At 62.5% G+C, this 26,718-nt stretch carries 24 protein-coding genes; 11 read left to right on the top strand and 13 right to left on the bottom strand.

Features of this window, described 5'->3' with window-relative positions; translation table 11 throughout:
* Positions 1–7: 7 nt before the first annotated feature.
* From NCR34_RS23745 to NCR34_RS23720, 6 genes are all read right to left on the bottom strand, one after another.
* On the bottom strand, positions 8–715 hold the full coding sequence (locus tag NCR34_RS23745; RefSeq protein WP_248324190.1) for an ABC transporter ATP-binding protein: 708 nt from the start codon (positions 713–715) through the stop codon (positions 8–10).
* The gene (locus tag NCR34_RS23740; protein ID WP_248324191.1) at positions 712–1,422 is read right to left on the bottom strand and encodes an ABC transporter ATP-binding protein; all 711 of its coding nucleotides are present in this window, start codon (positions 1,420–1,422) and stop codon (positions 712–714) included. Before NCR34_RS23740 ends, NCR34_RS23745 begins: the two co-directional genes overlap by 4 nt.
* Positions 1,419–2,498 carry an ABC transporter permease subunit gene (locus NCR34_RS23735; protein WP_248324192.1) on the bottom strand — a complete coding sequence of 360 codons (1,080 nt, stop codon included), beginning with the start codon at positions 2,496–2,498 and terminating at the stop codon, positions 1,419–1,421. Before NCR34_RS23735 ends, NCR34_RS23740 begins: the two co-directional genes overlap by 4 nt.
* Before the next feature lie 9 nt (positions 2,499–2,507).
* Positions 2,508–3,377: an ABC transporter permease subunit gene (locus NCR34_RS23730; protein ID WP_175943200.1), complete on the bottom strand. Its 870-nt coding sequence runs from the start codon at positions 3,375–3,377 to the stop codon at positions 2,508–2,510.
* A 65-nt stretch (positions 3,378–3,442) separates the two neighbouring features.
* Positions 3,443–4,675, bottom strand: coding sequence for an urea ABC transporter substrate-binding protein (locus NCR34_RS23725; RefSeq protein WP_206470334.1), 1,233 nt, complete (start codon positions 4,673–4,675; stop codon positions 3,443–3,445).
* 297 nt (positions 4,676–4,972) lie between these two features.
* Entirely contained in the window at positions 4,973–5,809 is an 837-nt protein-coding gene (locus NCR34_RS23720; protein ID WP_248324193.1) for a FadR/GntR family transcriptional regulator, read from the bottom strand.
* Positions 5,810–6,022: 213 nt separating this feature from the next.
* Here NCR34_RS23720 and NCR34_RS23715 point away from each other — a divergent pair, with 213 nt between their 5' ends.
* The 7 genes from NCR34_RS23715 (at position 6,023) to NCR34_RS23685 (ending at position 13,435) form a co-directional block, all read left to right on the top strand.
* Positions 6,023–7,231: an ABC transporter substrate-binding protein gene (locus NCR34_RS23715; protein ID WP_248324194.1), complete on the top strand. Its 1,209-nt coding sequence runs from the start codon at positions 6,023–6,025 to the stop codon at positions 7,229–7,231.
* A 76-nt stretch (positions 7,232–7,307) separates the two neighbouring features.
* Entirely contained in the window at positions 7,308–8,168 is an 861-nt protein-coding gene (locus tag NCR34_RS23710; RefSeq protein WP_250501187.1) for a branched-chain amino acid ABC transporter permease, read from the top strand.
* Positions 8,165–9,187 carry a branched-chain amino acid ABC transporter permease gene (locus NCR34_RS23705; RefSeq protein ID WP_248324196.1) on the top strand — a complete coding sequence of 341 codons (1,023 nt, stop codon included), beginning with the start codon at positions 8,165–8,167 and terminating at the stop codon, positions 9,185–9,187. The genes NCR34_RS23710 and NCR34_RS23705 overlap by 4 nt, the downstream gene beginning before the upstream one ends.
* Positions 9,184–9,951, top strand: coding sequence for an ABC transporter ATP-binding protein (locus NCR34_RS23700; RefSeq protein ID WP_175943212.1), 768 nt, complete (start codon positions 9,184–9,186; stop codon positions 9,949–9,951). Before NCR34_RS23705 ends, NCR34_RS23700 begins: the two co-directional genes overlap by 4 nt.
* Positions 9,948–10,646 (top strand): ABC transporter ATP-binding protein, encoded by a 699-nt coding sequence (locus tag NCR34_RS23695; RefSeq protein ID WP_248324197.1) that lies wholly within the window; start codon positions 9,948–9,950, stop codon positions 10,644–10,646. Before NCR34_RS23700 ends, NCR34_RS23695 begins: the two co-directional genes overlap by 4 nt.
* Before the next feature lie 48 nt (positions 10,647–10,694).
* Positions 10,695–11,957 carry a Zn-dependent hydrolase gene (locus tag NCR34_RS23690; protein WP_250501186.1) on the top strand — a complete coding sequence of 421 codons (1,263 nt, stop codon included), beginning with the start codon at positions 10,695–10,697 and terminating at the stop codon, positions 11,955–11,957.
* Positions 11,954–13,435 (top strand): M81 family metallopeptidase, encoded by a 1,482-nt coding sequence (locus NCR34_RS23685; protein ID WP_248324199.1) that lies wholly within the window; start codon positions 11,954–11,956, stop codon positions 13,433–13,435. The genes NCR34_RS23690 and NCR34_RS23685 overlap by 4 nt, the downstream gene beginning before the upstream one ends.
* 60 nt (positions 13,436–13,495) lie before the next feature.
* On the opposite strand, the gene NCR34_RS23680 is transcribed toward NCR34_RS23685, so the two are convergent.
* Complete coding sequence (locus NCR34_RS23680; RefSeq protein ID WP_248324200.1) at positions 13,496–14,287, bottom strand: HAD family hydrolase; 792 nt, start codon at positions 14,285–14,287, stop codon at positions 13,496–13,498.
* 233 nt (positions 14,288–14,520) lie between these two features.
* Positions 14,521–15,894, bottom strand: coding sequence for an erythromycin esterase family protein (locus tag NCR34_RS23675; RefSeq protein WP_371747492.1), 1,374 nt, complete (start codon positions 15,892–15,894; stop codon positions 14,521–14,523).
* 180 nt (positions 15,895–16,074) lie between these two features.
* On the opposite strand from NCR34_RS23675, the gene NCR34_RS23670 reads away from it, so the two are divergent.
* Positions 16,075–16,416 (top strand): hypothetical protein, encoded by a 342-nt coding sequence (locus tag NCR34_RS23670; protein WP_248324201.1) that lies wholly within the window; start codon positions 16,075–16,077, stop codon positions 16,414–16,416.
* A 36-nt stretch (positions 16,417–16,452) separates the two neighbouring features.
* Here the strand turns inward: NCR34_RS23670 and NCR34_RS23665 are convergent, their stop codons facing one another.
* The 5 genes from NCR34_RS23665 to NCR34_RS23645 all read right to left on the bottom strand — a co-directional run bounded on the left by NCR34_RS23665 (position 16,453) and on the right by NCR34_RS23645 (position 21,756).
* Positions 16,453–16,752 (bottom strand): DUF4148 domain-containing protein, encoded by a 300-nt coding sequence (locus NCR34_RS23665; RefSeq protein ID WP_250501185.1) that lies wholly within the window; start codon positions 16,750–16,752, stop codon positions 16,453–16,455.
* A 308-nt stretch (positions 16,753–17,060) separates the two neighbouring features.
* Entirely contained in the window at positions 17,061–18,047 is a 987-nt protein-coding gene (locus NCR34_RS23660; protein WP_248324203.1) for an ABC transporter permease, read from the bottom strand.
* Positions 18,044–19,024, bottom strand: a complete 981-nt coding sequence (locus NCR34_RS23655; RefSeq protein ID WP_248324204.1) for an ABC transporter permease — start codon at positions 19,022–19,024, stop codon at positions 18,044–18,046. Before NCR34_RS23655 ends, NCR34_RS23660 begins: the two co-directional genes overlap by 4 nt.
* Positions 19,021–20,592 carry a sugar ABC transporter ATP-binding protein gene (locus tag NCR34_RS23650; RefSeq protein ID WP_248324205.1) on the bottom strand — a complete coding sequence of 524 codons (1,572 nt, stop codon included), beginning with the start codon at positions 20,590–20,592 and terminating at the stop codon, positions 19,021–19,023. Before NCR34_RS23650 ends, NCR34_RS23655 begins: the two co-directional genes overlap by 4 nt.
* Before the next feature lie 36 nt (positions 20,593–20,628).
* Positions 20,629–21,756 carry a sugar ABC transporter substrate-binding protein gene (locus NCR34_RS23645; protein ID WP_248324206.1) on the bottom strand — a complete coding sequence of 376 codons (1,128 nt, stop codon included), beginning with the start codon at positions 21,754–21,756 and terminating at the stop codon, positions 20,629–20,631.
* Between the two features lie 602 nt (positions 21,757–22,358).
* Here NCR34_RS23645 and NCR34_RS23640 point away from each other — a divergent pair.
* From NCR34_RS23640 to NCR34_RS23630, 3 genes are all read left to right on the top strand, one after another.
* Positions 22,359–24,296 (top strand): sigma-54-dependent Fis family transcriptional regulator, encoded by a 1,938-nt coding sequence (locus NCR34_RS23640; protein ID WP_248324207.1) that lies wholly within the window; start codon positions 22,359–22,361, stop codon positions 24,294–24,296.
* Positions 24,297–24,434: 138 nt separating this feature from the next.
* Positions 24,435–24,509: a pyrroloquinoline quinone precursor peptide PqqA gene (pqqA, locus tag NCR34_RS23635; RefSeq protein ID WP_157695699.1), complete on the top strand. Its 75-nt coding sequence runs from the start codon at positions 24,435–24,437 to the stop codon at positions 24,507–24,509.
* Between the two features lie 459 nt (positions 24,510–24,968).
* Positions 24,969–26,708, top strand: a complete 1,740-nt coding sequence (locus NCR34_RS23630; protein WP_250501184.1) for a methanol/ethanol family PQQ-dependent dehydrogenase — start codon at positions 24,969–24,971, stop codon at positions 26,706–26,708.
* Positions 26,709–26,718 lie beyond the last annotated feature (10 nt).

The following is a 26,718-nucleotide window of genomic DNA, read 5'->3' as shown; positions in this document are numbered from 1 at the left end:
GTCTCCGTCACAGTGCCAGATACTGGCGAATCAGTTGTTCGTCCGCGAGTTGCGCCGGGCTCAGCGTCTCGACGATACGGCCCTTGTCCATCACGCAGCAGCGCGTCGCGATGCGTTCGACCATTCCCATGTCCTGCTCGACCAGCACGACGCCGATCCCTGTTTCATGCGCGATTTGCTGAAGCGTTTCGCCGATCAGATCGACAATGGACGGCTGGATGCCCTCGGACGGCTCATCGAGCAATACCACCTTTGGCGAACTGATCAGCGCACGCGCGATCGCAAGCTGCTGCTGTTCGCCGCCGCTCATGGTTCCCGCTTTCTGCTGATACCGCTTCTTCAGAATCGGAAAGTAGCCGACGACCGTGTCCTTCATTCGCGCCGCCTGCGCGCGATTGGCCTGCGCGCCGACCTGCAGGTTCTCCGCAACGGTCAACGCGCCGAAGATCTCGCGGCCTTGCGGCACGTAGCCCATGCCCCGCTGCGCGCGGACATAGGGCTTCTCGTGGCCGATGGCTTCGCCATCCAGTGCGATCGTTCCCCCATCGAGACCGATCAGACCGATCAACGCGCGCATCAGCGTCGTCTTGCCGACACCGTTGCGGCCGATCAGCGCCAGCACTTCGCCCCGTCCGACGCCGAACGACACGCCGTTCAACACGCGGCCGCCGCCGTATCCCGCTTCTACACCCGACACCTGGAGCAACGCACTCATTTCTTCTTCCCCAGATAGACTTCGGCGACATCGTCGCGGGCGAGAATCTCGTCGAGCGGACCATCGGCGAGCAGGCTTCCTCCGTGGAGCACCGTCACGCGCGACGCGATCTGCTTGACGAAGGTCATGTCGTGTTCGACGACCATCATCGTGAGGCCGGCCGCCGAGAGACGCTTGATGAGCTCGCCGGTCGCATGCGTTTCCTCGACGGACATGCCCGCCACCGGTTCATCGAGAAAGAGCAGCTTCGGACGCAGCGACACCGCCATGGCGATTTCGAGCCATTGCTTCTTTCCGTGCGACAGATTGCGAGCGAGCACATGCTCCTCGTCTTCCAGCATGAAGCGCTGCAACAGCTCATCGAGGCTTTCGGGCCGGTCGTCCTTTGCGCGATGCAGCGACAACTGCAGATGCTGGCGCACGCTCAGATCCGGGAACACGCCGGGAATCTGGAACTTGATGCTCATGCCCATGCGAATGCGCTCGTGCGGCAGCACATGACTCATGTCCTGGCCGAGAAACATCACGCTGCCCTCGGACGGCCGGTGCTCGCCGGTGATGAGCTTGAAGAACGTGCTCTTGCCCGCGCCGTTGGGGCCGATCACGCAGCGGATCTCGCCTGCATCGATACTGAAGTCGATGCCGTTGATGACATGCGCGCCGCCGAAGTGCTTCTTAAGTCCGCGCGTTTCCAAGAGCTTGGTCATGACTTGCCCTCCCCCCGTTTGAGACATGCGCCGCCCAGACGCGCATCCTGATCCGCGCGGCGCCGAAGACGCCGCAAATGCCGTGTCACGAACGGCAGCAGACCTTCCGGCGCCGCCAGCACGACAATCAAAAGAATCGCGCCGAGCAGAATGAGCGCGTACTGGCTGCCGTACACCGCGAGGTTCTGTGAGAGCCACACCAGCAACGCGGTGCCGAGAACGGTTCCGCCGATGCTCTTCCTGCCCGACGTCGCCACCCAGATGACGGGCATGGCCGCGGAGGTGAGGCCCATGGTCGAAGGCGTGATGTACGAGCCCCAGATCGTGTACAGCGCGCCCGACAAGCCCCCAAGCGTGCACCCGAGCACGAAGACCAGAAGTTGATGCCGGCGGATGTCGACGCCCAGCATCTCGGCACGCTGCGGATTCTCGCGAATGGCGATGAGCGTGAGCCCGAACGTGCCGTCGAGCAGCTTGCGCATCCCGGCATAGACCACGATCAACAGGATCAGCACGAGGTAGTAGAAGCTCGCGTTTTCCAGCGTCAGCGGACCGCCTGGCCACGGGATCGTGAGCGGCGGCATGCCGCCCATGCCGTTGTAGCCGTTCAGACGCGCTTCGCCGATCGCCCATTGCGGACCTGCCGTCTGCGACATGAACGTTTCGAGCACGAGCGTCACCGACAAGGTGACGATACCGATGAACACGCCCTTGATACGGCCATAAAAGATCATGTAGCCGATCAGCGCCGCCACGACGACGCTCACCGCCAGTCCCGCGGCGAGTCCCAGCCACGAATCGAACCACGCATCGCCGTAGTTCAGCGTGAAGATGCCGTAGCTGTAGCCCGCCAATCCGAAGAAGGCCGTCTGCCCGAAGGACAGGATGCCGCCATAGCCCCACATCGCGGCGAGGCCGACCGCGCCAAAGGCCCACAACAGGCAGTATGCGAGATTGCCGCTCGTGGTGGCGTCCACGACGAGCGGCAGCGCGAGCCCCACCAGCCACGGCACGTACTGGACCGCGCGCGCGGCGCGGGCCGGGGACAGCCGCGAAGGCTCTTTCGTTTGCTTCACGGTTGCCTCCTAGCGCGCGCGGGAAAAGAGATTGCCGAGACCTTGCGGCATCAGCCGGATCACCACGATGACCGTCACCAGCAAGCCGATCTGTCCGAACAACTGACCATACGAGGCCGTGAGCGCGGTCTGGATCACGGCGAGCACGGCGGCAGCGGGCGTCGTCCCGGCAATCACGTTCGCGCCGCCGACCACCACCGACACGAAGGCCTGCACGATGAAGTTGCTGCCCATTGTCGGCACCGCGGTCATGGTCGGCGCATACAGCGCGCCGGTCAGCCCGGCGAGCCCCGCGCCGAGCGCGAAAGTCAGCGTGTAGAGCCGGTCCGTGCGCAGCCCGAGACATTGCGCGATGTTGGCGTTCTGAATCGTGGCGCGGGCGCAGACGCCGTAGTTCGTCTTGAAGAACAGCACATACAGCCCGAACAGGATGGCGAGCGCAATGCCCGGCAACAGCGCGCGATACGTCGAAAACGAATAGTCGCCGAGCGAGAACGACCCGAACGGCGTGCCGATGCCTTCTATCGAAGGACCGGCGACGAGCAGCATGGTCTGTTGCACGATGAGGCTGATGGCCCACGTCGCGACAACGGAATCGAACAAGCGGTCGTACAGATGACGAATGACGAGCCGTTCGATTACGACGCCCGCGAGCGCCGCCGCGAGCGCGCCGAGCAGCATGGCGAGAGGAAGCGGCAACCCGCGCTTGGCCGCGATGATCGTCACGTACGCGCCGCACATGATGAACTCTCCGTGCGCGAGATTGATCACGCCCATCATGCCGAAGATCACCGCGAGACCGAGCGCCGCGAGCACCAGATAGGCGAAGCTGTCGCCGAACTGATAGATAAGCGAGTAGAGAACCGAAAAGGTGGCCATGCATGCTCCACGTTCAGAAGGCAAACGCGCGTTCGCTATGTTCCGCGAGCGCGCGCCGGCCCGGATCAGGACTTCTTGGGCAGGTTAGACGGCGTGTACTGGCGATGATCCGGCTTGTTGGGCAGATCGCAGCCCACCTTGCCGAGCCAGTACGGCTGGACGTCGTTCCACACCTTCGGGATGTCGACCGAGTGATCGTCCTTCACATGCACGAGGTAAATGGTATGACTCGCGTGATGGCTCTTCGGGTCGATACAGACCTTGCCTTGCGCGCCTTCCGTGCAGATTCCGGTTTCGAGCGCCTTGCGCACCGCATCCTGATTCGTCGTCTTGGCCTTTTCGACGGCCGCCTTATACAGATAGATGGCGTCGTACGCGTTCGCCGCTTCCTGATTGATGTACGGCTCGTTCGGGAACTTCGCGTGGAAGCGCTTCTTGAAGTCGTTGCTGGCGGGCGAATCGACTTCTTCCACGTAGTTCGCGGTCACGTACATGTCCTTGAGCGCGGGCGGTTTGAAGCGCTTGTGTTCATACGCCTGACCGACGTTCACCGAACTCGCCATCGGCAGATTCAGATGGGCCGAAGCCTGCTGCTCGTAGTACGAAGCCTGATTCGCGCCGACCAGCAAGGTCACGACGAAGTCGGGCTTGGCCTTCTGAATGTTCTGGATCGTCTGGCCGAACTGCGATACGGACAGCGGAATAAATTCTTCGCCGACCATCGTGCCGCCGTTCTCCTTGACGATGTTGCGCACCCATTCGGCGGAAATCTGCCCGAAGTTGTAGTCGGCTGCGATGGTGTACACCTTCTTGCCGTACTTCTGCATCATCCACGGAATCAGTGTGGAGAATTGCTGTTCGGGGACCGCGCCCGTGACGAACGTGTTGGTATCGCACACGCCGCCTTCGTACTGATTGTCGTACCAGTAGAGCTGATGCGCGCGATCCATGATGGGTCGTATGGCCTCGCGCGATGCGCTGGAGAAGGCGCCGAAAATCACATCCGGCTTGTCGGTCTGCACGAGACGCCGTGCGAGTTCCTGGAACTTGGTGTTGTCTGACTGAGTGTCGTAGGCGATCAATGAAACCGGACGTCCGAGGATGCCGCCCTTGGCGTTGATTTCATCGACAGCGAGCTGCGTGGCGTGAATCTTCGGAATCGTCGCCAGTGCGAAGTTTCCCGAGGCATCTTCCAGCAGGCCGATCTTCACGGGATCGGCGGCACTCGATGCGAGCGATGTCAGTGCAAGTCCTGCGGTAAGGGCGAGACGCAACCAGCCCGACGGCTTCAGCAACATGCGGATTCTCCAGAAGTGGGCGCAGATACAAGGGAAAAATGCGAACAAAAAAAAGCCCCCTGACGAACCGTCGGTTCGTCAGGGGGCTTCTGTGCCGGGTCCTCGGGCGGACATCTTTGTCAGGCCGCGAGGGATGGGGCAAGTCTAATGCGTAGAATTTTTGCTTGTCAACGGCGGTCAAAAATAGGAGGACCACGAAACGCGTTGCGATCTCTCATTCGATGACAGGAGCCCGCGTCGTCGCCTGTCGATTGCGACTGGTCGGAATAGATCACGATCCGCACGGTCGTGCATGAATCATGCGCCGCGCGAATTGACGCGTTTGCGGATCTCCGAATCGAGAATGAGCCGCCCGCGCAACTTACCCTTCATACGCTTCACATAGCGCGGTGCTTCTGTCATGTGAATCACCATCAGCTCGCGCACCTTGTCCGCATCGCGGGCGCGCGCAGCCTGAGTTATCGCCTTGTGGATCTTCACATTCGCGCGGCCGAACTTCTCGTGTTCTGCTTGCGGCGTATCGTTTCTGAACTCGATGAGTTGCCGGATCATCTCGTTGATGAGTTCGCACGCGAAGCGCAAGAACGGATTCGGATTCGCGGCAGCAAGAATATCGTGAAAGTTCACGTCTTCCTGTCGTTGTCTCACGATGTCGCGACCCATATGCGCCGATGCCGGTTCATCGCAACACGCGATGCTGGCTTCCAGCGCATCGAAGTCCTCGTCGGTCAGATGCGGTACGGCGCCCGCCGCCAGTTCAGGTTCGAGCAGTTGACGCACCGTGTAGATATCGTCGATGGTCACGTCCTTGAAGAACAGATAGTTCTGCAAGAGTTGCAAGGTGCGATCCAGCGGCACTTCGACGATGGTGCCGCCGCCCGATGGTCCGGTCGTCACCTTGATGAGACCTTGCACCTCCAGCGATTTGAGCGCCTCGCGGATCGTGCTCTTGCTCACGGAAAAGAGTTGCTGCAATTCCACCTCACGCGGCAGCTTGTCGCCGGGCTTCAGGTCCTTCTCCGTGATCAGCCGCTTGATCTCCTCAGCGACAAGATCAGCGCGCTTCGGCTGCTTGATCGTCTGCTGCGCGATCTCGATTGCCGCGCCGGTGCGTTTGGCACGCTCCATCACCATGTCGATGCTCCCTTTCTTTCTGACGACTCATACGCGGGCGCACGGTGGCTCCGCAAACCGGAATTTTGCCGTATTGACACGCGAATTTATTGTTCCTAGCATCGGGTTCATTCTATTTATCATGATAAATGGGATGAACGAGCCGAGGCTTTCAACGTATCACGACAAAACGCGGGGCGGCTGCGCGGGTCATCTTCTCAGGGAGCGTCAATCTTGAATCGCCGAAACATGTTGAAGCTGGCCGCGCTGTCGGCCATTCCGGGATCGTTGGAAGCGCTCGTCGCAAGAAGCGCATTTGCGCAAGGCTCGCCCATTCAGTTCGCTTGCCCCGTGCCGATGTCCGGCCCGTTCGCGGCCAACGGCAAGTACGCCGATCTCGGCATGAAGCTCGCCATCGATCAATACGGGAAGGTGCTCGGTCAGCCGCTTGCCTATGCGACGCTCGACACCGAGGGAAAACCCGCAACGGCCGTGCGGCGCGTGCAGGAAATCGCGCAGCAAAAGAACGCGCGCTACTTCGCGGGCGGCATTCTTTCTTCCGAAGCGCTCGCAATGGGCAAGGAAGCCGAGAAAGCCGATGGCATCTTCATCACGACCGCGGGCGCGGACGAACTCACCGGCAAGGACTGCAACAGCGCGACGTTCCGCTGGTCGGTGCCGACTTTCGGCGCGATCGAACAGACGGTTCGCCCGCTGATCCAAACCATGCCCAAGGCGAAGCGCTGGTACACCATCACGCCGCAATACGTATTCGGCGACGGCCTGTTGTCGGCCGCAAAGGCGATCTTCAAGGAGAAGGGCATCGAGCATGTAGGCAACAGTTATCACTCGCTCAACGAGAAAGAATTCAGTGGTTATCTGACGAATGCGGTCGCGGCCAAACCGGATGTGCTGCTCATTCTGAACTTCGGTTCGCAATCGTCGGATACGTTGCGGCAGGCCGTGAGCTTCGGCATGAAGAACAATTGCACGATCCTCATGGCGTGGGCATCCGGTCTAGAACAGTTCGAAGCACTCGGCCCCGATATCTGCGAAGGCGTCTATTTCGGCGCGCAGTACTGGCATGCGATCGACACGCCGCTCAATCACGAACTGGTCAAGCGCGTGAATGCAACCTACAAGTCCAATCCCAACTACAGCCTCGCGGGCTCGTACATCTGCACGAAGATTCTGCTCGACGGCATCGTCAAGGCCGGCACGGCCGATCCGAAGAAAGTCGTCGCCGCGCTGGAAGGCATGAAGTACGCGGGCCTGACCGGTCCCGAAGAGATTCGCGCGGGCGACCATCAAGTGCTCAAGAACTACTACCTGCTGAAGGGCAAGGCCAAGAGCAAGATGAAGGACAAGGACGACTACGCGGACATCGTGAGTTCCGGCCAGTCTTTCCTGCCGCTCGACAAGACGCAATGCAAGCTCGCCTGAGGTCGTGAATCGCGTTGTGCTCATGCGAGTGCAGGCATCGCCCGCATTCGCGCCGTCACTCTTCTGACGCAAGACCATGAACGTTTATTTGTTGCAGGTCGTGAACGGCATCGGCGTAGGCATGCTGTACTTTCTGCTCGCGGTCGGCTTGTCGATCGTGTTCGGGCTGCTGCGCTTCGTGAACTTCGCGCACGGCGCGTTCTATCTGCTGGGCGCGTATTTCTGTTATCAGGCGATGCAGTGGTCGATGAACTTCTGGACCGCGCTCGTCGTCGTGCCGGTGGTCGTCGGAGCGCTCGCGTGGATCGTCGAAAAAGCGGTGCTGCGGCATGTGTATGCGCAGCAGCACGAGTTTCATATTCTCGCGACGGTCGGGCTCGCACTCGTGATACAGGAATGCGCGATCCTCATGTGGGGGCCGCTCGGCGATAACGTCGCCGTGCCCGATATGCTCAATGGCGTCGTGATGTGGGGCAGCTTCATTTACCCGAAGTATCGTCTCTTCGTGATCGCCTTCACGGCCGTGCTCGCGGGTATCCTCTGGTGGGTGCTCGAAGGCACGCGGCTCGGTAGCGCAGTGCGCGCGCGAAGCGAGTCGAGCGAGATGGTGTCCCTCCTCGGCCTCAATGTGACACGCATCTTCAGTCTCGTGTTCGCGCTCGGCGCGGGCACGGCGGCGCTCGCAGGCGTGCTCGCGGCGCCGATACGCGGGGTCGATCCGTTCATGGGCATCGAGGCGCTCGGCGTCGCGTTCGTCGTCGTTGTCGTCGGCGGCATGGGAAACTTTCTCGGCGCGCTCGTCGGTGGCTTGCTGGTCGGCATCGTGCAAAGCGTGATGAGCACGCTATGGCCCGAAGGCGCGCGTCTCATGATCTATGTCGCGATGGCGGCCGTGTTGTTGCTGCGTCCGAATGGCCTGCTCGGGAGGACCGCATGAATTCCAAGCTGAATTCGAATACGCTCGACGTGAGCGTACCGCGGCGATCCTTCAGGGACTCGCTGCATCGGTATCGGTTCTTGTTGCTCGCGGCGATCGTCGTTTGCATTCTGCCGATGACGATGCGCTCGGGATCGCTCGCAACCGAAGTGCTGGTCTATGCGCTCGCCGCGCTCGGCTGCAATCTTTTGCTCGGACATACGGGCTTGCTGTCCTTCGGGCAGGGCATTTTCTTCGGGCTGGGAAGTTATAGCGCGGGCCTGATCCTTTCGAAGGCGGGACTTCAGGTTCCGGCCGCGTTGTTCGGTGCGATCGTCACGGGCGCGCTTGCCGCCGCCGTCGTCGGATGGTTCTCGATACGTCAGCGCGGCGCGTACTTCGTGATGCTCACGCTCGCATTCGGGCAGATGTTCTACTTTCTCGCTTATACGACACCTGAACTCACCGGTGGCGATAACGGCCTGCTCGACATCCCGCGTCCTGCGTTATCGCTCCTCGGGCAGCCGCTCGTCTCCATAGCGTCGCCGTGGAAGTACTACGCGTTCGTCGCCGTCCTGTTCCTCATCGCGTTCTGGCTGATGCTGCGCGTATCGCATTCGATTTTCGGCCGCACGCTGCTCGCGATCCGCGACAACGAAGCGCGCGCCGCGGCAGTCGGCTATGACATCAGGCGCTTCAAGCTCGCAGCGTTCGTCGTGTCGGGCGCCGTCACGGGACTGGCCGGCGCGCTTCACGCGATGATGACGGGCATCGCGCCGCTCTCCAACATCGACTACCACACGAGCGAGATGATTCTCGTGATGACGGTGATCGGCGGCACGAGCAATCTCTTCTCATCCGTGCTCGGCGCTGCGTTTTATGTGCTTTTCGCCGACTGGCTTTCGACGCTCTGGCCGCGCTGGCTGCTGCTGCTCGGGCTCGTCCTGATCGCGGTGAGCCTCTTCATGCAGCGCGGCTTGTGGGGCCTGGGTGAACGCATATTTCGCGCGATGAAGCGGGATCGAGGAGAGCCGGCATGAGTGCGTCGATACTCGAAGCGAAGGGCGTCGCGAAACGCTATGGCAAGTTCGCGGCGCTCACCGATGTGAATCTGCGCATCGCCAGGAACACGGTGCATTCGGTGATCGGGCCGAACGGCGCAGGCAAGACGACGCTCTTTCATGTGCTGACCGGCACGCTGCCGATCACGGCGGGCAATATCGTATTCGATGGCCATGACGTGACGCATGAGCCCGATCATCGCCGGGTGAAACGCGGCATCGCTCGTTCGTTTCAGGTGACGAGCCTGTTCGCGAATCTTTCGGTGCGCGAGAACTTGCGCCTCGCCGCGCAAGGCGTGGACGCCAAACGCGCGCTCAATGCATGGACGCCGCCGCGTGGCGCGCTCGAACACCGCGATACCGTCGATGGCATTCTCGAACGCCTGGCATTGCAACGCTTCGCAGCGACGCAGGCCAGCGCGCTGTCGCACGGTCAGCAGCGTCGGCTCGAAGTCGGCATGGCGCTCGCGGCACGGCCCAAGGCGATCTTTCTCGACGAGCCGACGTCGGGCATGGGCATCGACGATCTCGGCGACATGAAGCAGTTGATCCGCAGCCTGCGCGACGACTACACGGTCGTACTGATCGAACACAACATGGATATCGTGATGGATATCTCCGACACGATCACGGTGATGCAACAGGGCCGCGTCCTCGTCGAAGGCAAGCCCGCCGACATACGCGGCGACGATCGCGTGCGCAGCGCCTATCTCGGCAACATGATCACCGGAGGCCGCGCATGATGCTCGATGTCGATAACATTCACGGGTATTACGGCAAGAGCCATATTCTTCAGGGCGTCTCGCTTGCTATCCGCGAAGGGGAGACCGTCACGCTGCTCGGACGCAATGGCGCGGGCAAGTCGACGACGCTCAAGAGCATTGCGGGCGTCGTGACTCCGCAAGGCAGCGTGAGATTCAAGGGCGCCGATCTCGCGAAACTGCCGCCTCACAAGATCGCGGCGCGCGGCGTGTGCTTCGTGCCGGAACATCGCGGCATCTTCAAGCTGTTGTCGGTCGAAGAGAATCTGCGGCTCGGCGCGCGCAAGGATTCGCCATGGCAACTCGCTGACATCTATCGTATCTTTCCGCGCCTGAGAGAGCGCCGCACGAACGGCGGCGGACAGCTTTCCGGCGGCGAGCAGCAGATGCTCGCGATCGGCCGCGCGCTGATGAATCATCCCCGTTTGCTGATGCTCGACGAACCGGTGGAAGGCCTCGCGCCTGTGATCGTCGAAGAGATCGTCGCGCAACTCAAGTTGATCCGCCAGGCGGGCGTGGCGATCCTGCTCGTCGAACAGAACCTCGAAGTGTGCACGCAACTGGCGGACCGGCATTACATCATCGAGCAGGGACGCATCGTGTACGAAGGGACGAACGATGCGTTCATCGCCGATGAATCGGTCAAGGATCGTTACCTCGGTGTCGGCGTCGTCTGAACGTCGCGCTCGGAACACACTCGCAACACTCAAGCGAAGGAACCTCGAATGCAAGCTCACGATATGCCGGCACGCGCCGCTTTGCGCGTCGACGGTGCGCGTCTCTGGGACAGTCTGATGGTGCTCGCCCGCATCGGCGCGACGCAAAAGGGCGGCGTGTGCCGGCTCGCCTTGACCGAGCTCGACAAGCAGGGCCGCGATCTTTTCGTTGCGTGGGCGAAGGAAATCGGCTGTACGGTGCGCGTCGATGCAATCGGCAATATCTTCGCGCGCCGTGCGGGCACACGCGACGATCTCCCGCCTGTCGTGACGGGCAGCCATATCGATACGCAGCCGACCGGCGGAAAGTTCGACGGCAACTATGGCGTGCTGGCCGGACTGGAAGTGCTGCGTACGCTCAACGACAACAACGTGCGCACGGCCGCGCCGATCGAAGTCGCGGTATGGACCAACGAGGAAGGCTCGCGCTTCGTCCCTGTGATGATGGGTTCGGGCGTCTTTGCGGGCGCGTTCACGCTCGACCATGCACTCGAACAGGTCGACCGCGCAGGCGTGTCCGTGCGCGATGCCCTCGCTGCCATCGGCTATGTGGGCGAGCGCGTCGCGGCGCACGACGTGGGCGCGTATTTCGAAGCGCATATCGAGCAGGGTCCGGTGCTCGAAGCGAACGACAAGGTGATCGGCGTCGTGCAGGGAGCGCTCGGTCAACGCTGGTACGACGTGACGATCGACGGCATGGAAGCGCATGCTGGCCCGACGCCGATGGAGCTACGCCGTGATGCCCTGCTCGTCGCGGCCGACGTGATTCGCGCGGTCAATCGCATTGCGCTGGACCATGCACCGCATGCGCGCGGCACCGTCGGCTGGGTGGACGTGCATCCGAACTCGCGCAACGTCATTCCGGGCCGCGTGAAGCTGACCGTCGATCTGCGCGCCGCCGACGACGCGACGCTTCTCGCAATGGACCGCGCACTGCGTGACGCATGCTCACAGGCGAGCCTGCCGGTGACGATAGACGAGGTTGTCTACTTCGCGCCGCAACCGTTCGATGCATCGCTGGTGGCATCGGTGCGCGAGAGCGCCGATGCCCTCGGTCTGACGTCGATGGACATCGTGAGCGGCGCGGGCCATGACGCCGTGTATCTCGCGCGCGTGGCCCCTGCCGCCATGATCTTCGTGCCATGCAAGGACGGCATCAGTCATAACGAAATCGAGGATGCGCGCGCCGATCATCTCGAAGCCGGGTGCAACGTGCTGCTGCAAGTAATGTTGCGCGCGGCGAACGCGTCTGTCGAAGGAGCATGCGGATGAAGATTCTCATCGCACGGATGAATCACGAGACCAACACGTTTTCGCCGGTCGCGACGCCGCTCGAGGCCTTCGGTCGCGACGGTCCCTGCTATGGCGAGGATGCCTATAAAGAGAACGCGGGCATGCGGACAGCGATGTCGGCATTCATCGATGCGGCACAACGTGAACATGCCCAGATCGTCACGCCGATATCGGCATCAGCGAATCCCAGCGGGCGCGTGGCAGCCGAGGCGTATGACGCGATATGTCAGTCGATCATCGAGGCGGCTCCGGGTTGCGATGCGGTCATGCTCGATCTGCATGGCGCGATGGTTGCCGAAAATTCGCCGGACGGTGAAGGCGATCTCCTGGAACGCGTGCGCCGCGCGTTACCGCATGCACCGATTGCGGTATCGCTCGATCTGCACGCGAACGTCACGCAGAAGATGATCGACAACGCGGATGTGATCGTGAGCTTCAAGACCTATCCGCACGTCGATATGTATGAAAGCGGCGAGCATGCAGCGCGCTCGTTGCTCGATCTCGTGCATGGCAGGGCGAAGCCGGTTATTGCATGGGCGCAGCCGCCGTTGCTCACGCATACGCTCAAGAGCGCGACCGCCGATGGCGCGATGAAGCGCGCCGTCGATGCCGCGCGCGCGGCCGAACGTGAAGACGGCGTGCTGTCCGTGTCGGTGTTATCGGGCTTCTCGCTCGCGGATATCGCTGCGCCATGCATCAGCGTCGTGGTGGTCGCGAACGGCGAGCGAGCGAAGGCGCAAGAGGTGGCGAATCGTATCGCCAGGCAGATATGGGACGCGCGCGAGGACTTCGTCTATCGCAGCGCGCCGCTTGCAGAGTCCGTGTCGGAGGGCGCGGCGCTTGCGCGCGAAGCGCACGGGCCTGTGCTTCTGCTCGATCACGGCGATAACTGCATGTCGGGCGGTACCTGCGATACGACCGATGTGTTCGAAGAAGCGTTGCGCCAGGGACTAGAAGGCATCGTCGTCGGACCGTTGTGTGATCCGGAAAGCGTTGCGCACCTTTTCGAAGCGGGCGTTGGCGCGACGGTCACCGTTCGCATCGGCAACAAGCTCGCGAGTGTCGCGTCGCGTGGCAAGCCGCCGCTCGAAGTGACCGGCATCGTGCGTGCGTTGAGCAACGGCGAGTACATCATCAGCGGCCCGACCTACACGGGACAGCGTGCATACATGGGGCGCGCGGCCGTCATCGAAACGCGGGCGGCACGCATCCTCGTCACCGAGCGCACGCATGAGCCGTGGGATCTGGGCGTGTTCGAAAGCGTCGGTATCGATCCACGCGGCGCCCGCTTCCTGATTCTGAAATCGCGGATGTATTGCAGGCCGGTATTCGTCCCCATTGCGGGCGGACTCGTCGAATGCGATAGCCGCGGCGTGACGAGTTCGGACTACGGGTTGTTCGCGTTCAGTAACCTGAAGCGGCCTGTCTATCCGATCGATACGAACGCGCACTATTGATCGAAGGCCGCCGGGCATCGAGCACTGCACCGTGCTGCCCGCCTCTACCCGCGAAAACGCCTAGTCAGAGGCGCTTTGCCCCGACTCGCCCGCTGTCGAAGGACCGGCTAGATCGAAACAGGCGAGCATCGCGCCCGGGCCGGGATAGACGACGCTGCAGCCCGCTTCGCGCAGACTCGACTCGGTGAACCCGCCCGACAGGAAGCCGATGCAACGCATGCCCGCCGCGCGCGCCGCCTGCGCATCGTATGGACTGTCGCCAATCGCAACCGCCTCCGAACCCTCGACGCCAAGCTTCTTTAGCACGGCTTCGAAAATATCGGGCGCGGGCTTCGAGGCCTCGGCGTCGTCGGATGATGTAGATGCATCGAGAAGGTCGGTGATGCCTGCGAGATCGAGATATACGTCGAGTTCCCGCTTCTTGGCAGATGACGCCACGGCTACCTTCAGCCCCGCTTTACGGACCCGCGCGATCAGGTCAGGTACGCATGAGAACGGCCGAACCATCGGCAGATAGTGCGGCCGAAAGTGGTCGCCGCGCCATTTCTCGAGCGCTTCGCCATGATCCTGCTGCTCGGCGTCCGTGAGAAACACCGGAATGAGCTTGTCGCCTCCCTTGCCGATCTGACTGCGGGCCTGCTCGAACGTCACCTGATGGCCGAAGTGTGCGAAAGCCTCCTGCCAGGCGCGCGCATGGAGATCGACGGAGTCGACCAGTGTGCCATCGATATCGAAAATCGCAGCTTTGAGCATGAAACGTTGTCTCCGACGTAAGTACGTTGAGTTTCGAGGCGTCGCCAGCGCCTCGCATCCGGTACCGCATGCCGACGCCCCGATCTTGCTCGCATCCATGCGGATGCTGTCATTGCCAACATCATGTGTCTTTCTGCCGCCTGCGAAGCCGAAAGCCTATTCGACGCCCCGCAATAACCCTGCACGCGCTTTCCACTTGAAGCAGTGATGGGCTCGTACATGGTCCAGTGACAACCGCATGCCGCCGTCGCGTGCGTCCTCGCCCACTGCTTTCAAGCGCTCGTCAAAGCAATAGACATACACGCTCGCGCATGAACTAGCTCAATGCCAAATCAGACGCCGAACGGAAACGTCTCCGGCGTTTCGGCACTCGCGGACTTGTCCGCCGACGCATCGGAAGACGATATGGCGCTCACCGCGCGTGTCGTGTCGAACCAGACGTAGGCATCGAATTGCCTGGACAGCTCGGCCTCAGCGTAATGACTGTATAGCTCGGTGTCCGGCCGATAGATCACGCCGATGAAACGCTCGAGGCGCGCTTCGCTCAGCGCATCGCGTAGCGCATCGTCAGCGCCGGCGCGCAGATCGACGAGACACGGGCTTACGCCCGCCGCATGGAACTGATACTCGTAGCTGTCTTCGCGCGAGGGCCGCACCTGCATGATCTGCATCGGCTCGTCCCAGTCGGAGGCCGCGGCGACCGTTCCGGTGTGCGTGCCGAAGCCGATCAGCGCCGCTTGCTCGCCGAAGCGTTCGCGGCACAGTTGCCCGACGTTGAGCTCGCCGCGCGTGCGGCCCATTTCCGTCGCCGATGCGTCGCCCAAATGCGAGTTGTGCGCCCACACGACGGCACGCGATTGCGCTCCGCGCGCATCCAGCAGGCTTTGCAGCGTGTCGAACATGTGCGTGTCCCGCAGGTTCCAGCTTTCGGCCGATCCGCTGTACATCGCGCGATAGTACTGCTCCGCCGCGGCGACCAGACGTGCATTGTGCGTCGCGTCGAGCAGCGCCGGATCGCTCGCGCCCGACGCGAAGCGCTTGTCGAGCAAGTCGCGCAACTGCGCAACGACTGCCTCCTCGCACTTGCCGAAGCCGGCCTGCCACGCAGCGCGGCCGTAGACGGAAGGATCTCTCTGCCACGGCGTGAGGCATCCATAGCGCACTCGGGCGACGCGCGCCGCCTCGGGATCATGCACGTCGAGGTACGCAAGCACGGCGGCAATGGATTCGGAGAGACTGTAGAGGTCCAGGCCATAGAACGCTGCGCGATTGTGTTCCTCGAGCGGGGCATTGTGCTGGCGTAGCCACGCGACGAAGGCGGCGAACTCCGCGTTGCGCCACATCCACGTCGGAAAGCGGCGGAACGGCTGCGCGTCGGGACGGGCGCGGGGACGTCCGCGCACATGTTCGTCGATCAGCGCTGCATCCGGCCAGTCGGCTTCGACCGCGACGAAATCGAATCCATGCCGCTCGATCAACCGCCGCGTGATTGCGGCGCGCGCTTCGTAGAACTCGGCCGTGCCGTGGCTCGCCTCGCCGAGCAGCACCACGCGCTTGTCCGCGAAGCGATCGAAGGCTTGCGCGAAATCGGGATCATCCAGCGCGGGCAGCCGCATCGCCGATGCGCGGATGAGCTCGGGCAACTCGCGCCGCCCCGGTTGCCCGTGCGCCGCGTTGGTGTTCCCGGTCTGCGCGAACGCATCCATAGTCGTTTCCAGGAAAGGGCGGACGACCGTCGGGGCAGCAAGCGCCACGCCCGGCGTCGGGTGTTGCTGCCGTGCTCAAGCACTTTGGTGGCACGCTCGCCGAGCGATGTTCTCGGATTGACGCCGTGAGCATGACGAGTTCGTACTGACTGGAAAAACGCATCGCTGTCTGACGAGGCGATGAACATAGGCAGACACAGTGCGAAGGTCGTCATGCTGGAACGGCGTGCTCAACCAGCGATTGATCGGCAAGGGGAAAGGAATATCAGCGAGTCTGAAGTGCTCGCAGGCGAAGAACGAGGCTCTCAGCAGATCTCCGTCGCAAACCAGATCCGGGCGCTCGCCCGCCTGACCCGACTCGTGCTTCTTCTTTACCCGCGCCCGATTCGGCTTTCGATTACCGTGAACGCAAAAAAGCCCGGGACGATCGGTGCCGGGCAAGCCATCGGCTTTGCCGGTGGCGGAGGTGTCGGAAAGGCGAACCGGCCGTCTGTCGCGTCCGACAGCGGCCGATCTTATTAGCGCGTCAGTCGCGCGTTTTTGCTGTCGCGGCCGGGATTAGTGGCCGAAATAGACAGGCGCGACGCTGTTGCCGGTGTGTGCCGGGCTGCCCGAAGCCGACGAGCCGTCAGCGACACCGCCGTAGCTGGTCTGCCCGTTCTCAGCCGCAACCTTTGCTTCGGCGGCCTGGATTTGCGCCAGATACGTCGCGCGATCCATGGCGGGGTTATAGCCAGCACGTTCGAGTTGAACCAGTTCGGCCTTCACTTGTGCGCGCGTCACCGGTTGGCTTTGAGCGAACGACGAAGCGGCCGGAATAGCCAGCGCAGCGGCGATGATGATAGTAGCGATTTTCATGATGCTTACCTCCAGTCTTGTTTTCGCAAGCAGCCCTGCTTGCGATTCAGTGACTTCAGCATAGGTAAGCGAATGCTTAAGATTAACGAGCGTTTCGACAAGTCATTCTTGCAAAATCAGGGATAACCCTAGGGACGAGTCCACTGACGTTCGGGCATCGATTGCGCGCAGGTCGATGAAAGCGCAGCGTCTCTACCGCGACGAGTAGCGCTTCGCGCGTCGTCTCTTCTTCGCGGTCTCGGGACTATTTGACAAGCGAGCGATGTCTCAGACCGCACCGCCCTAACCCACATCGACAAACACACTCCCTACCCTTGCCGCTTGCTCCGCCCATACAGCAACAGCATCGCCGCGATCACCACGCCGTAGATGATCTGGCGCCCCGCCTCCGGCATCTGCGCGACGGAGAGAATCGACTGTAGAAGCGTGATGAGAATCGCGCCGGCCACGGTGCCGAGGTACGATCCCCGGCCGCCCAGAATCGACGTGCCACCGAGCACGACCGCCGCGATGGCCGGCAACAGGTAGGCATCGCCCATCGACTGCGCGGCCTTCGATGCATACCCCGCCAGCAGCACGCCGCCGAAGGCCGCGAACCCGCTGCACACGGCGAACGCGGCCACCGTGACCAGTCGCGTGTTGATGCCCGAAAGATAAGCCGCGCGTTCCGTGTTGCCGATGGCGTACAGCGTCCGGCCGAAGGTCGTGCGCGACAGCAGGAACATCGTGGCGGCGCCGATCACGACCCACAGCGCCACCGCGTTCGGCACGCCCGGCACGAGCCATCCGGCCGCAAGCCATCGCATCACGTCCGGCGCGGAATCCTGCGGCGACGATCCCCCCGTGTAGACGATCATGATGCCCTGCGCGACGGCATTGGTCGCGAGCGTCGCGATCATCGACGGAATGCGTAGCAGCGCCACGAGCACGCCGTTGACGATGCCGATGAGCACGCCGCAACCGATGCCCGCGGGAATCGCGAGCACGCGTCCGAGTTCGCCGTGTCCCGCGACGGCGCACGCCATCATCGCGCCGACGGTGATCGTCCACGGAAGCGACAAGTCGATATGGCCGAGCAGAATCACCATCATGAGCCCGGTCGCAATGATGCCGAGAAACGCGCCGACCTTCAGTTGCAGCAGGATGTACTCCGGCGACGTGAAATTGCGCGAGAACATGCCGCCGACAAGAAGCAGCGCGACGATGCACCCGAACGCGATCAGGATCGGCTTGTCGATTCTGCGCGCGAGCCTCGACACGAACGTCGTCCGGCCGTTTGCGGGAACGTCGCTCATTGGAACCACTCCAGGCGGTTGCGGACTCTGAACAGCCCGCACGCGCCGATCGAAACGGCGAGCAACAGGATGATGCCCTGAAAGAGCGGCTGCCACAGTGCATCGACGTTGAACACGAACAGCAAGTCACCGATCGAGCGGAACGCGAATGCGCCGAAGATCGCGCCGATCGCGCTGCCCCGGCCGCCCAACAGCGACACGCCGCCGATCACCACGGCCGCAATCGAAAATAAGGTGTACGAATTAGCGCTGCCGAGGCTCGCTTCGCCGGTGTCCGTGAAGAACGTCAGAAAGAGGCCTCCGATCGCAGCGAGCAGTCCGGCGAGCGTGTAGCTGACCAGCTTCGCGCGGCGGATTGGCATGCCCGACAGAAAGGCCGCTGGCTCGGAGGAGCCGGTCGCGTAAGCCGCGCGTCCGACCGCCGAGCGCTTGAAAGGCACCCAGACGATCACCACGGCCGCGAGCAGGATCAGCAGGCTCGCCGGCACCACGCCCGCGACTTTGCCGGTGAGTACGTCGGCGAGATCCTCGTTGATCGATCCGCCGGGCACCGGGCGCAGCAGCAGCGCCAATCCGTAGTAGACGGCGCCCGTGGCAATGGTCGTGACGATCGGCTGCAGGCGGCCGAAGATGATGATGACGCCGTTGAGCGCGCCGCACAGCGCGCCCGCCGCGAGCACGCCAGCAATGCCGAGCGCGCTGTGCGACGCGTCGCCCGTCACCATCCACGATGCCAGGCAGTTCGTGAGCACGAGCATCATGCCGATCGAGAGGTCGATGCCCGCGGTCAGCACGACGAGCGTCTGGCCCATCGACACCAGCGCGAGCAACACCGCCTTGTTCGCGGCCGTCTGAATGACGTTAGCGGACAGGCTCGACGGATAGTTGATGAGGTAGATCGCGAACATCAGCACGAACAGGCCGAAGGCGAACGCCGACCCGCGATTCTCCGCATACCAGTAACGCAAGCCGCTCATGGCGCGACTCCTTCTGAAGCCGAAGTTTGACCGACCGGCAAGTCCAGCGCGCTCGCAATGAGGCTCTGCTCGGTGATGGCAGCACCGGCGAGTTCCTTCTTGATCCTGCCTTCGTAGAGCACGAGCACGCGGTCGCAGCAGCCGATCAGCTCGTCGTAGTCGGTCGAGTAGAACACGATCGCGGCGCCTTCGTCGGCGAGGCGCCGGAGCAACTGATAGATCTCCTGTTTCGTGCCGACGTCGATGCCGCGCGTCGGATCGCAGAGAAGCAGGATCCTCGGCTGCCGGATCAGCCACTTCGCGATGACCACCTTCTGCTGGTTGCCGCCCGATAGGGAGTCCACGGCGGCATCGAGGGTGAACGACTTGATCGCGAGCAGGCTCATCATCCGGTCGACAAAGGACTGCTGGCGGCCGCGATCGATCACGCCCGCCGTGGACATGCGATCGAGCGCGGCAAACGACAGGTTCTCGCGCAAGGACATCGGCAGCATGAGCCCTTCGGTCTTGCGATCCTCGGGAATCAGCGCCATGCCGATCCGGTCGGCGCGGGCCGCGCGAGGGCTCGCAACCGAGACCGCACGGCCATCGATCTCGATCTCGCCCGCGCAACCGCGCAGCACGCCGAACAACGCGAGCAACAGTTCACGCTGGCCTTGTCCGTCGAGGCCGCCCAGCCCGAGAATTTCGCCGCGCCTCAACGAGAAGCTGACGCCTCGGAGCGTGTCGTTCCACGCGAGGTCGCGGCAGGCGAGCACCGGTTTCGAGGCGCTGCTTTGCGTAGCTTCGTCGGCTTCGCGTTCGGGTTTGTCGGGGAAGACGTGCTGATACTTCCGCCCGATCATCATCTCGACGACCTCGTTGTCCGAGCGCGTGCCCGCCTCGAAGCTCATCACATGACGGCCGTTACGGTAGACGGTGCATTCGTCCGCGAGCGCTTTCACCTCGTGCATCCGGTGCGAGATGAAAAGCAGCGCGAGCCCTTCCTCGCGCAGACGCTTGAGCACTTCGATCACGCGCGCCACGTCGGCTGCGGTCAGCGCCGACGTCGCCTCGTCGAGAATCAGGATGCGCGGCTCGTGCGCGAGCCCCTTCGCGAGTTCGACCATTTGCTGGCGCGACAGCGGCAGGTCGCGGACTTTCGCGAGCGGATTGATGTCGTGCGCGCCCGCGCGAGCGAGCGCGGCCTCGGCCTGCCGGCGCTGCGCCCGGCGATCGATCATGCCGAAACGACGCGGCGGGTTCGACGCGAAGATGTTGTCCGCCACGCTGAGATCGGGGATCAGCGAGAGCTCCTGATACACGCAGACGATGCCCGCCGCGTTGGCCGCGGCCGGCGACGCGAACGACACTTCGCGGCCATCGAGATGCATCGTGCCCTTATCCGGCTGCACGACGCCGGACATCACCTTCAGCAGCGTGGACTTGCCCGCGCCATTCTCGCCGAGGACCGCGTGGATGCGTCCCCTGCGCACCGCGAGCTCCGCGTTATCCAGCGCGACGGCGCCGCCGTAGCTCTTCGAAATTCCGGACATCTGAAAGAACGGCCGCTCCTCATCCCGCCGCATGCTTCGTCTCCCCTCTTCTCGTCGGCCATGATCGCGTTACTGATTACCCTGAGTCTGCTTCATGATTTCCTGCGCCGAGAAGTTGATGCCGCACGTCGGAAACGAGTTGCCGACGAAGAAGTTGTCGGACTCGTTCGGGAAGTAGTTGACGCCCGCCTTCAGCTTCGAATCGTCCGTGATGTCGAGCGGCAGCTTGATCGCGACGGGTATCGTCTGGCCGTCGAGCGCGGCGAGCGCTGTCTTGATCGCGACGGCCACCTGCGCCGGACCGCTTCCCGCCGACGTGCATTTGAGGCCCTGACTGCCGTATTGCGCGCAGAACTTGCGAAAGCCGTTCTCCGTCTCGCCACCGAACGGCACGAACGGATGCTTCGCGTCGAGCATCGCGCGCACGACCCCGGTGTCGCCGCCCTGCGCCGAGATGCCATCGAAATGGCCTTGTACCGCGATGGCGTCGGCGGCGGCCTTCTGCGCGACGCCGTCGTCCCATTTGCCATAGACCTGGACGATGTTCCACTTCTTGCCTGTCTGGTCCAGCGTCTTCTGGAAGCCGTTGTGCCGGTCCGTGTCGACCGACGTGCCTGCCACGCCGCGAACCTCGAGCACCTTGCCGCCGTTCGGCACGTGATCCGCGAGCCACTTGGCCCATAGCACGCCGAGCCCGTACTGATCGACGTCGACGTTGATCGCGTCTTCGCTGTCGAGCGTGTTGTCGAATGCGATCAGCACGACGCCGGCCTTCTTCGCGCGGCGAATCGCCGGGCCGAACGAGGACGGGTTCTGCGCATCCACGATGATCGCGTCATAACCGGCATCGATGAAGTTGTTGACGGCCGAGATCTGCGCCGGCACGTCCTCGCCTGTCGAGACGACCTTGAACTCCTTCAGCTTCGCGGCGACTGCCGGTTGCGCGGTATAGGCCTTGGCCGTCTTGATCATCTGAATGCGCCACGTGTTCGCGATATAGCCATTCACGAGCGCGATGCGGTACGGCGCGTTCTTCTTCGGATACTTGATGAACTTGGTGTCGCTCTTCCACGGGACCATGCACGTGGGGTCGCTGGCAGGGCCCGAAACGATCGACGCCTGCGCGAAGGCCGCGCTTGCGCCTAGCGCGAGCGCCGCCGTGACTGCCACTCGAAGCACCTGGATTCCTGCAAGCATGGCGTCTCCTCTTTTGTTGGATTGAATTCACCGGATGCTCGCGCACATCGCGTCGCGGATGCGCGGCACGATGTGCGAGAAACACGACTCCTGCGGACTTGCGATACCGCCACTGAATCGGACTAGCAGAAGAATCTGTTCAAAGGTGCCCGTGCAAGACGCCAGAAGGGCACGCGCGTACGCGTTCGCGTTTGACAGTACTGGCATACAAACTCACGCGCGATAGTGGTTTACGCGCGGGCGTTAGCCTTGCCGAAAACCTAGTCCATTTACACTGGATATGAGCTCGACGATGCTGCGTTGCACAGCAATTGGCGTATTGGATTCGAGTTGCTTTCGAGGATGTGTGCTCAAGTGCTCAACAACGGTTAGGCGCTGAACGAGCGACGGCCTGTCTCGTATCTTTGTGTTCGATCAAGCGCGAGACATGGCGCACCGCTGTAGCATCGATCCGAGAAGACGTTGCATTGTCCGCGCACCGCTACCTTCCCTATACTTTCAGTTGGTTTCAGTCGACGCGTGTCAACATTGGCCCAGTGCTTGCTTATTTCGGCGCCACACTATCCGGCGATTCGACCGGCACTTGCACCAAGGAGGAGACGATGCAAGACGAGATCCGCGAGATCGCGGGCGTCCCCGATGAAAGGGAGAACGGCTGGCTCATCCCGGCGATCCGCAACGCGCATCAGCGATCGGAGACGTTCGGCCTCCACGCTTCGACGCGCCCCGACTACGACGTCCTCCCCCACGCCGACCTGCTGCTCAAGCTCGAGCAAAATCGCGTGCTATGCGCGCACGCGACTCCGGTCATGGAGAGCCTGCGCGAGCAGATCGTCAATACGCAAAGCATGATCGTCCTCACGGACGCGCAAGGCCTTATCCTCCATTCCACCGGAGACGACGACTTCCTCGCGCGGGCCGAGAAAGTCGCGCTCAGGCCCGGAGCGAACTGGGCGGAAGAGCGGCAAGGCACGAATGCGATCGGCACCGCGATCGCCGAGCGCTCGGCCACCGTCGTGCACGGCGACCAGCACTATCTTGCGGCCAACCGTTTCCTCACATGTTCGAGCGTGCCGATCCTCGATCCCTATGGCGATCTGATCGGCGTGCTCGACGTAACGGGCGATCATCGCAGCTACCATCGTCACACGATGGCGCTCGCGCGCATGTCGGTGCAGATGATCGAAAACCACCTGTTTTCCAGTACTTTTCAGGGCACGATGCAGCTCTCCTTTCATGGCCGGCCCGAATTCCTCGGCACGCTCATGGAAGGCATGATGGCGTTCACCTTCGATGGCCGCTTCCTGTCGGCCAACCGCAGCGCACAATTCCAGTTCGGCCTGCCGCTGTCGGCGTTGCGCGCGCATACGCTTTCCTCGCTTTTCGGCCTGACAAGCGCGCAATTGATCGATCGTTCGCAATCGAGCCGCGCGCCGCATATTTCGCTGAATCTCAACAACGGCACCGTCGTGTGCGCGCGCGTGCGCCTCGACCGCGCGCCCTTCGCCGACGCGACGACTCCCGCCGCGCGGCCTGCCCCGCGCGCGCTCGTTTCTCATGAGCCGTCATCCAAGCTCGCATCGCTCGAGACGGGCGATGCCAAAATCTCGGCCGTGATCGGCAAGGTCCGTAAGGTCATCGGCAAGGGCATTCCCATTCTCATCACCGGGGAAACGGGCACGGGAAAAGAAGTGCTCGCGCAAGCCATTCACAGCGATTCGCCGCGTCGCGGAGGGCCGTTCGTCGCGGTGAACTGCGCATCGATCCCGGAAAACCTGATCGAATCCGAACTGTTCGGGTACGAGGAAGGGGCATTCACGGGCGCGCGGCGCAAAGGCGCGGCCGGTAAGGTGCTTCAGGCGAACGGCGGGACGCTTTTCCTCGATGAAATCGGCGACATGCCTTATCACTTGCAGGTGCGGCTGCTGCGCGTGCTGCAGGAGCGCGTGATCGATCCGCTCGGCTCGAGCAAGTCGATACCGGTGGACGTGGCGATCATCTGCGCCACGCACCGCAATCTGCGCGAGATGATCGCTCAGAACACCTTTCGCGAAGATCTGTACTACCGGCTCAACGGGCTTGTCGTCAAATTGCCGCCCTTGCGCGAACGCACGGACCTCTCCGTGGTCATCACGAACATGATGCGGACGCTGAGCGCCGAGGAAGGATGCAACAGTCGTCTGTCCATCGATGACGACGTCATGGCGCTGTTCGAGCGCTACGCCTGGCCGGGAAACTTCAGGCAATTGTGCAACGTGCTACGCACCGCCGCCGCGATGGTCGACGACGATGGCTGCATTCGCCCCGAGCATCTTCCCGAAGATTTCTTCGATGACCTGAGCGCCCATACGCCGGCCATCAGCGAAGCAAGCACTGCACCGGCATTCGATTGCGAACGGCTTCAGGAGGTCACCGTGGCCGTCATCGCCGCGGCACTCGCGCGTCATCATGGCAATGTATCGGCTGCCGCGCGGGCGCTCGGGATTTCACGCAACACCATTTATCGCAAGATGCCCGGCTGTTCAATCATGGAGCGGTGAACTGTTCCATGGTGTTCCACTTTGGAACAACTCAGTCGCGGCGGGACAACGATTTCCGAAGGCATGGACTTTGCAAGATTGACGGCCGGTCGCGAAACGGTTCGTGACCTACGTCACGGAACATCCAAAGGAGACGCCATGCAATGGACTAAGCCTGCCTTCACCGATCTGCGCTTCGGCTTCGAAATCACGATGTATATCGCCACACGCTGAAGCCTCGATCATCACATGTCCGGATCACAGCGGCACCGATCCGGACATGTGCCGTTCTCCTTGTCTCCTCCACATGAACGCCTGACCGTGCGCGCGCGACGTTAGCACGTTCGACGTTCCGCAATCCTCGCTGCGTCGAATCAATATATCGCACTCCGAATGGTTCCCGGGCGCCTTTCGACGCACGGTTTATCGCTTGTTCGACTGATCCCGCCGCTGCCCCATCCGGCAACACTCACACGTTCCACTACTCCAGATTGCAACACCCGCTCATCTATGCGCTGCGGCTTCGACTCCGGTTGCATCGACCGCCGCATCCGCATGGGACAAGGCTTGCGCGCCATTTCTCGATCAATGGCACATGTGTTGCCTTGATGGTGGGGCAACCGTTGCGCATGTCGATCCACTAGAGACGCGCAATCAGAAAAGACGTTGCACTCAAATCCCCAGGAGACGACGATGATGAACCGACCGGTCCCGGCAATGCGCTTTGCGGCCCTTGCAGCAGGCGCCGCAGCGACATTCGCTTTTGCACAGCAGCAGGCCATCGCGGCGGACAGCCCGCCGGCGCAATACACCAGCGTGACCTATGAACGCCTGACCAGCGCGCAAGACGATCAGGGCTGGCTCACGTATTACCGCACCTACAACGGTCACGCTCACTCTCCGCTCAAGCAAATCGATACGAGCAACGTCAAGGACCTGAAGCAGGCATGGAGCTACAAGTTTCCCGCTGACTTGCAGCAAGGCTTCGAAGCGACGCCCATCGTCAATGGGCGCTTCCTGTTCGTGACGACGCCGAAGGACAACGTCTATGCATTCGATGCCGCGACGGGCAAGCAGCTTTGGAAGTACGAGCCGCATCTCGAAGCGACTTCGTTCAAGACCGCCTGTTGCGACGTAGTGAATCGCGGCGTCGCGCTCTACGGAAAGAACGTGTACGTCGCGATGCTGAGCGGCGAGGTCGCCGCACTGGATGCGCAAACCGGCGCGCTCGTATGGAAGAAGGCCATGTTCGATCCGGGCACGGGCTACGCATTCTCGCTCGCGCCGCTCGCTCTCGATGGCGCGCTGGTCGTCGGCAGTTCGGGTGGCGAGTATGGCGCGCGCGGTTTCATCGCCGCACTCGATCCCAACGATGGCAAGCTGCTATGGAAGCGCTTTACGGTGCCCGGCGCGAAGGAGCCGGGCGGCGACACGTGGCCCGACGGCATGCAGGAACATGGCGGCGCGCCCGCATGGCTCACCGGCACCTACGACGCGGCAAGCAAGACGCTCTACTGGGGCGTGGGCAACCCCGGGCCGTGGCTCGCCGACCTGCGTCCCGGCGATAACCTGTACTCGGATTCGCTGCTCGCGCTTGATCCCAAAACGGGCGATCTCAAGTGGCACTATCAGTACACGACGCACGACACGTGGGACTACGATGGCGTGAACACGCCGGTGCTCGCGAACGTCAAGTATCAGGGCAAGGACTACGACGCGATCATTCATGCAGACCGCAATGGCTTCTTCCATGCCATCGATCGCAGCAACGGCAAGCTGATCTACGCGCGGCCGTTCGTGAAAGCGACTTCGGTCACGGGATACACCGCTGATGGCAAGCCGGTGCAGGATGCCGCGCGATACCCGAAGACAGGCACGACCATCGAGACGTGCCCGAGCTTCCTTGGCGGCAAGAACTGGTGGTCCGTGTCGTACGATCCCGATACGCATCTTGCCATCGTGCCCGCGCTGCATGCGTGCATGTCCTTGTCCGGCAAGTCGGTGAACTACATGGAAGGCCTGCCCTATCTCGGAGAGGGATTCGAGATCAAGCCCGAGCCCGGTAGCAAGGGCTATGGCGAATTGCAGGCGATCGATGTCGATACCGGCAAGAAGGTGTGGAGCTACTGGACCAAGCTGCCATGGAACGGCGGCGTGGCGACCACGGCGGGCGGCCTTGCATTCAGCGGCTCGCTCGACGGCCACTTGCTTGCATTCGATGAAAAGACGGGCAAGGTCCTGTGGAAGAGCCCCAAGCTCGCGAGCGGCATCATCGCGCAGCCTTCGGTCTATGAGATCGACGGCAAGGAATATGTCGCGATTCTCGCGGGCTACGGCGGCGCCAATCCCATCTGGGGCGGTCCGATGGCCAAGGCCGCCGACAAGGTGCCGCGCGGCGGCACGCTCTATGTGTTCGCACTCAATCGTACTTAAAGCGCACTTG

The organism is Caballeronia sp. GAWG1-5s-s (assembly GCF_023631445.1).
In the GTDB taxonomy this organism is placed as follows: domain Bacteria; phylum Pseudomonadota; class Gammaproteobacteria; order Burkholderiales; family Burkholderiaceae; genus Caballeronia.
Note: the sequence above shows the minus strand (reverse complement) of the source record. Positions and strands in the feature narration are given on the sequence as shown.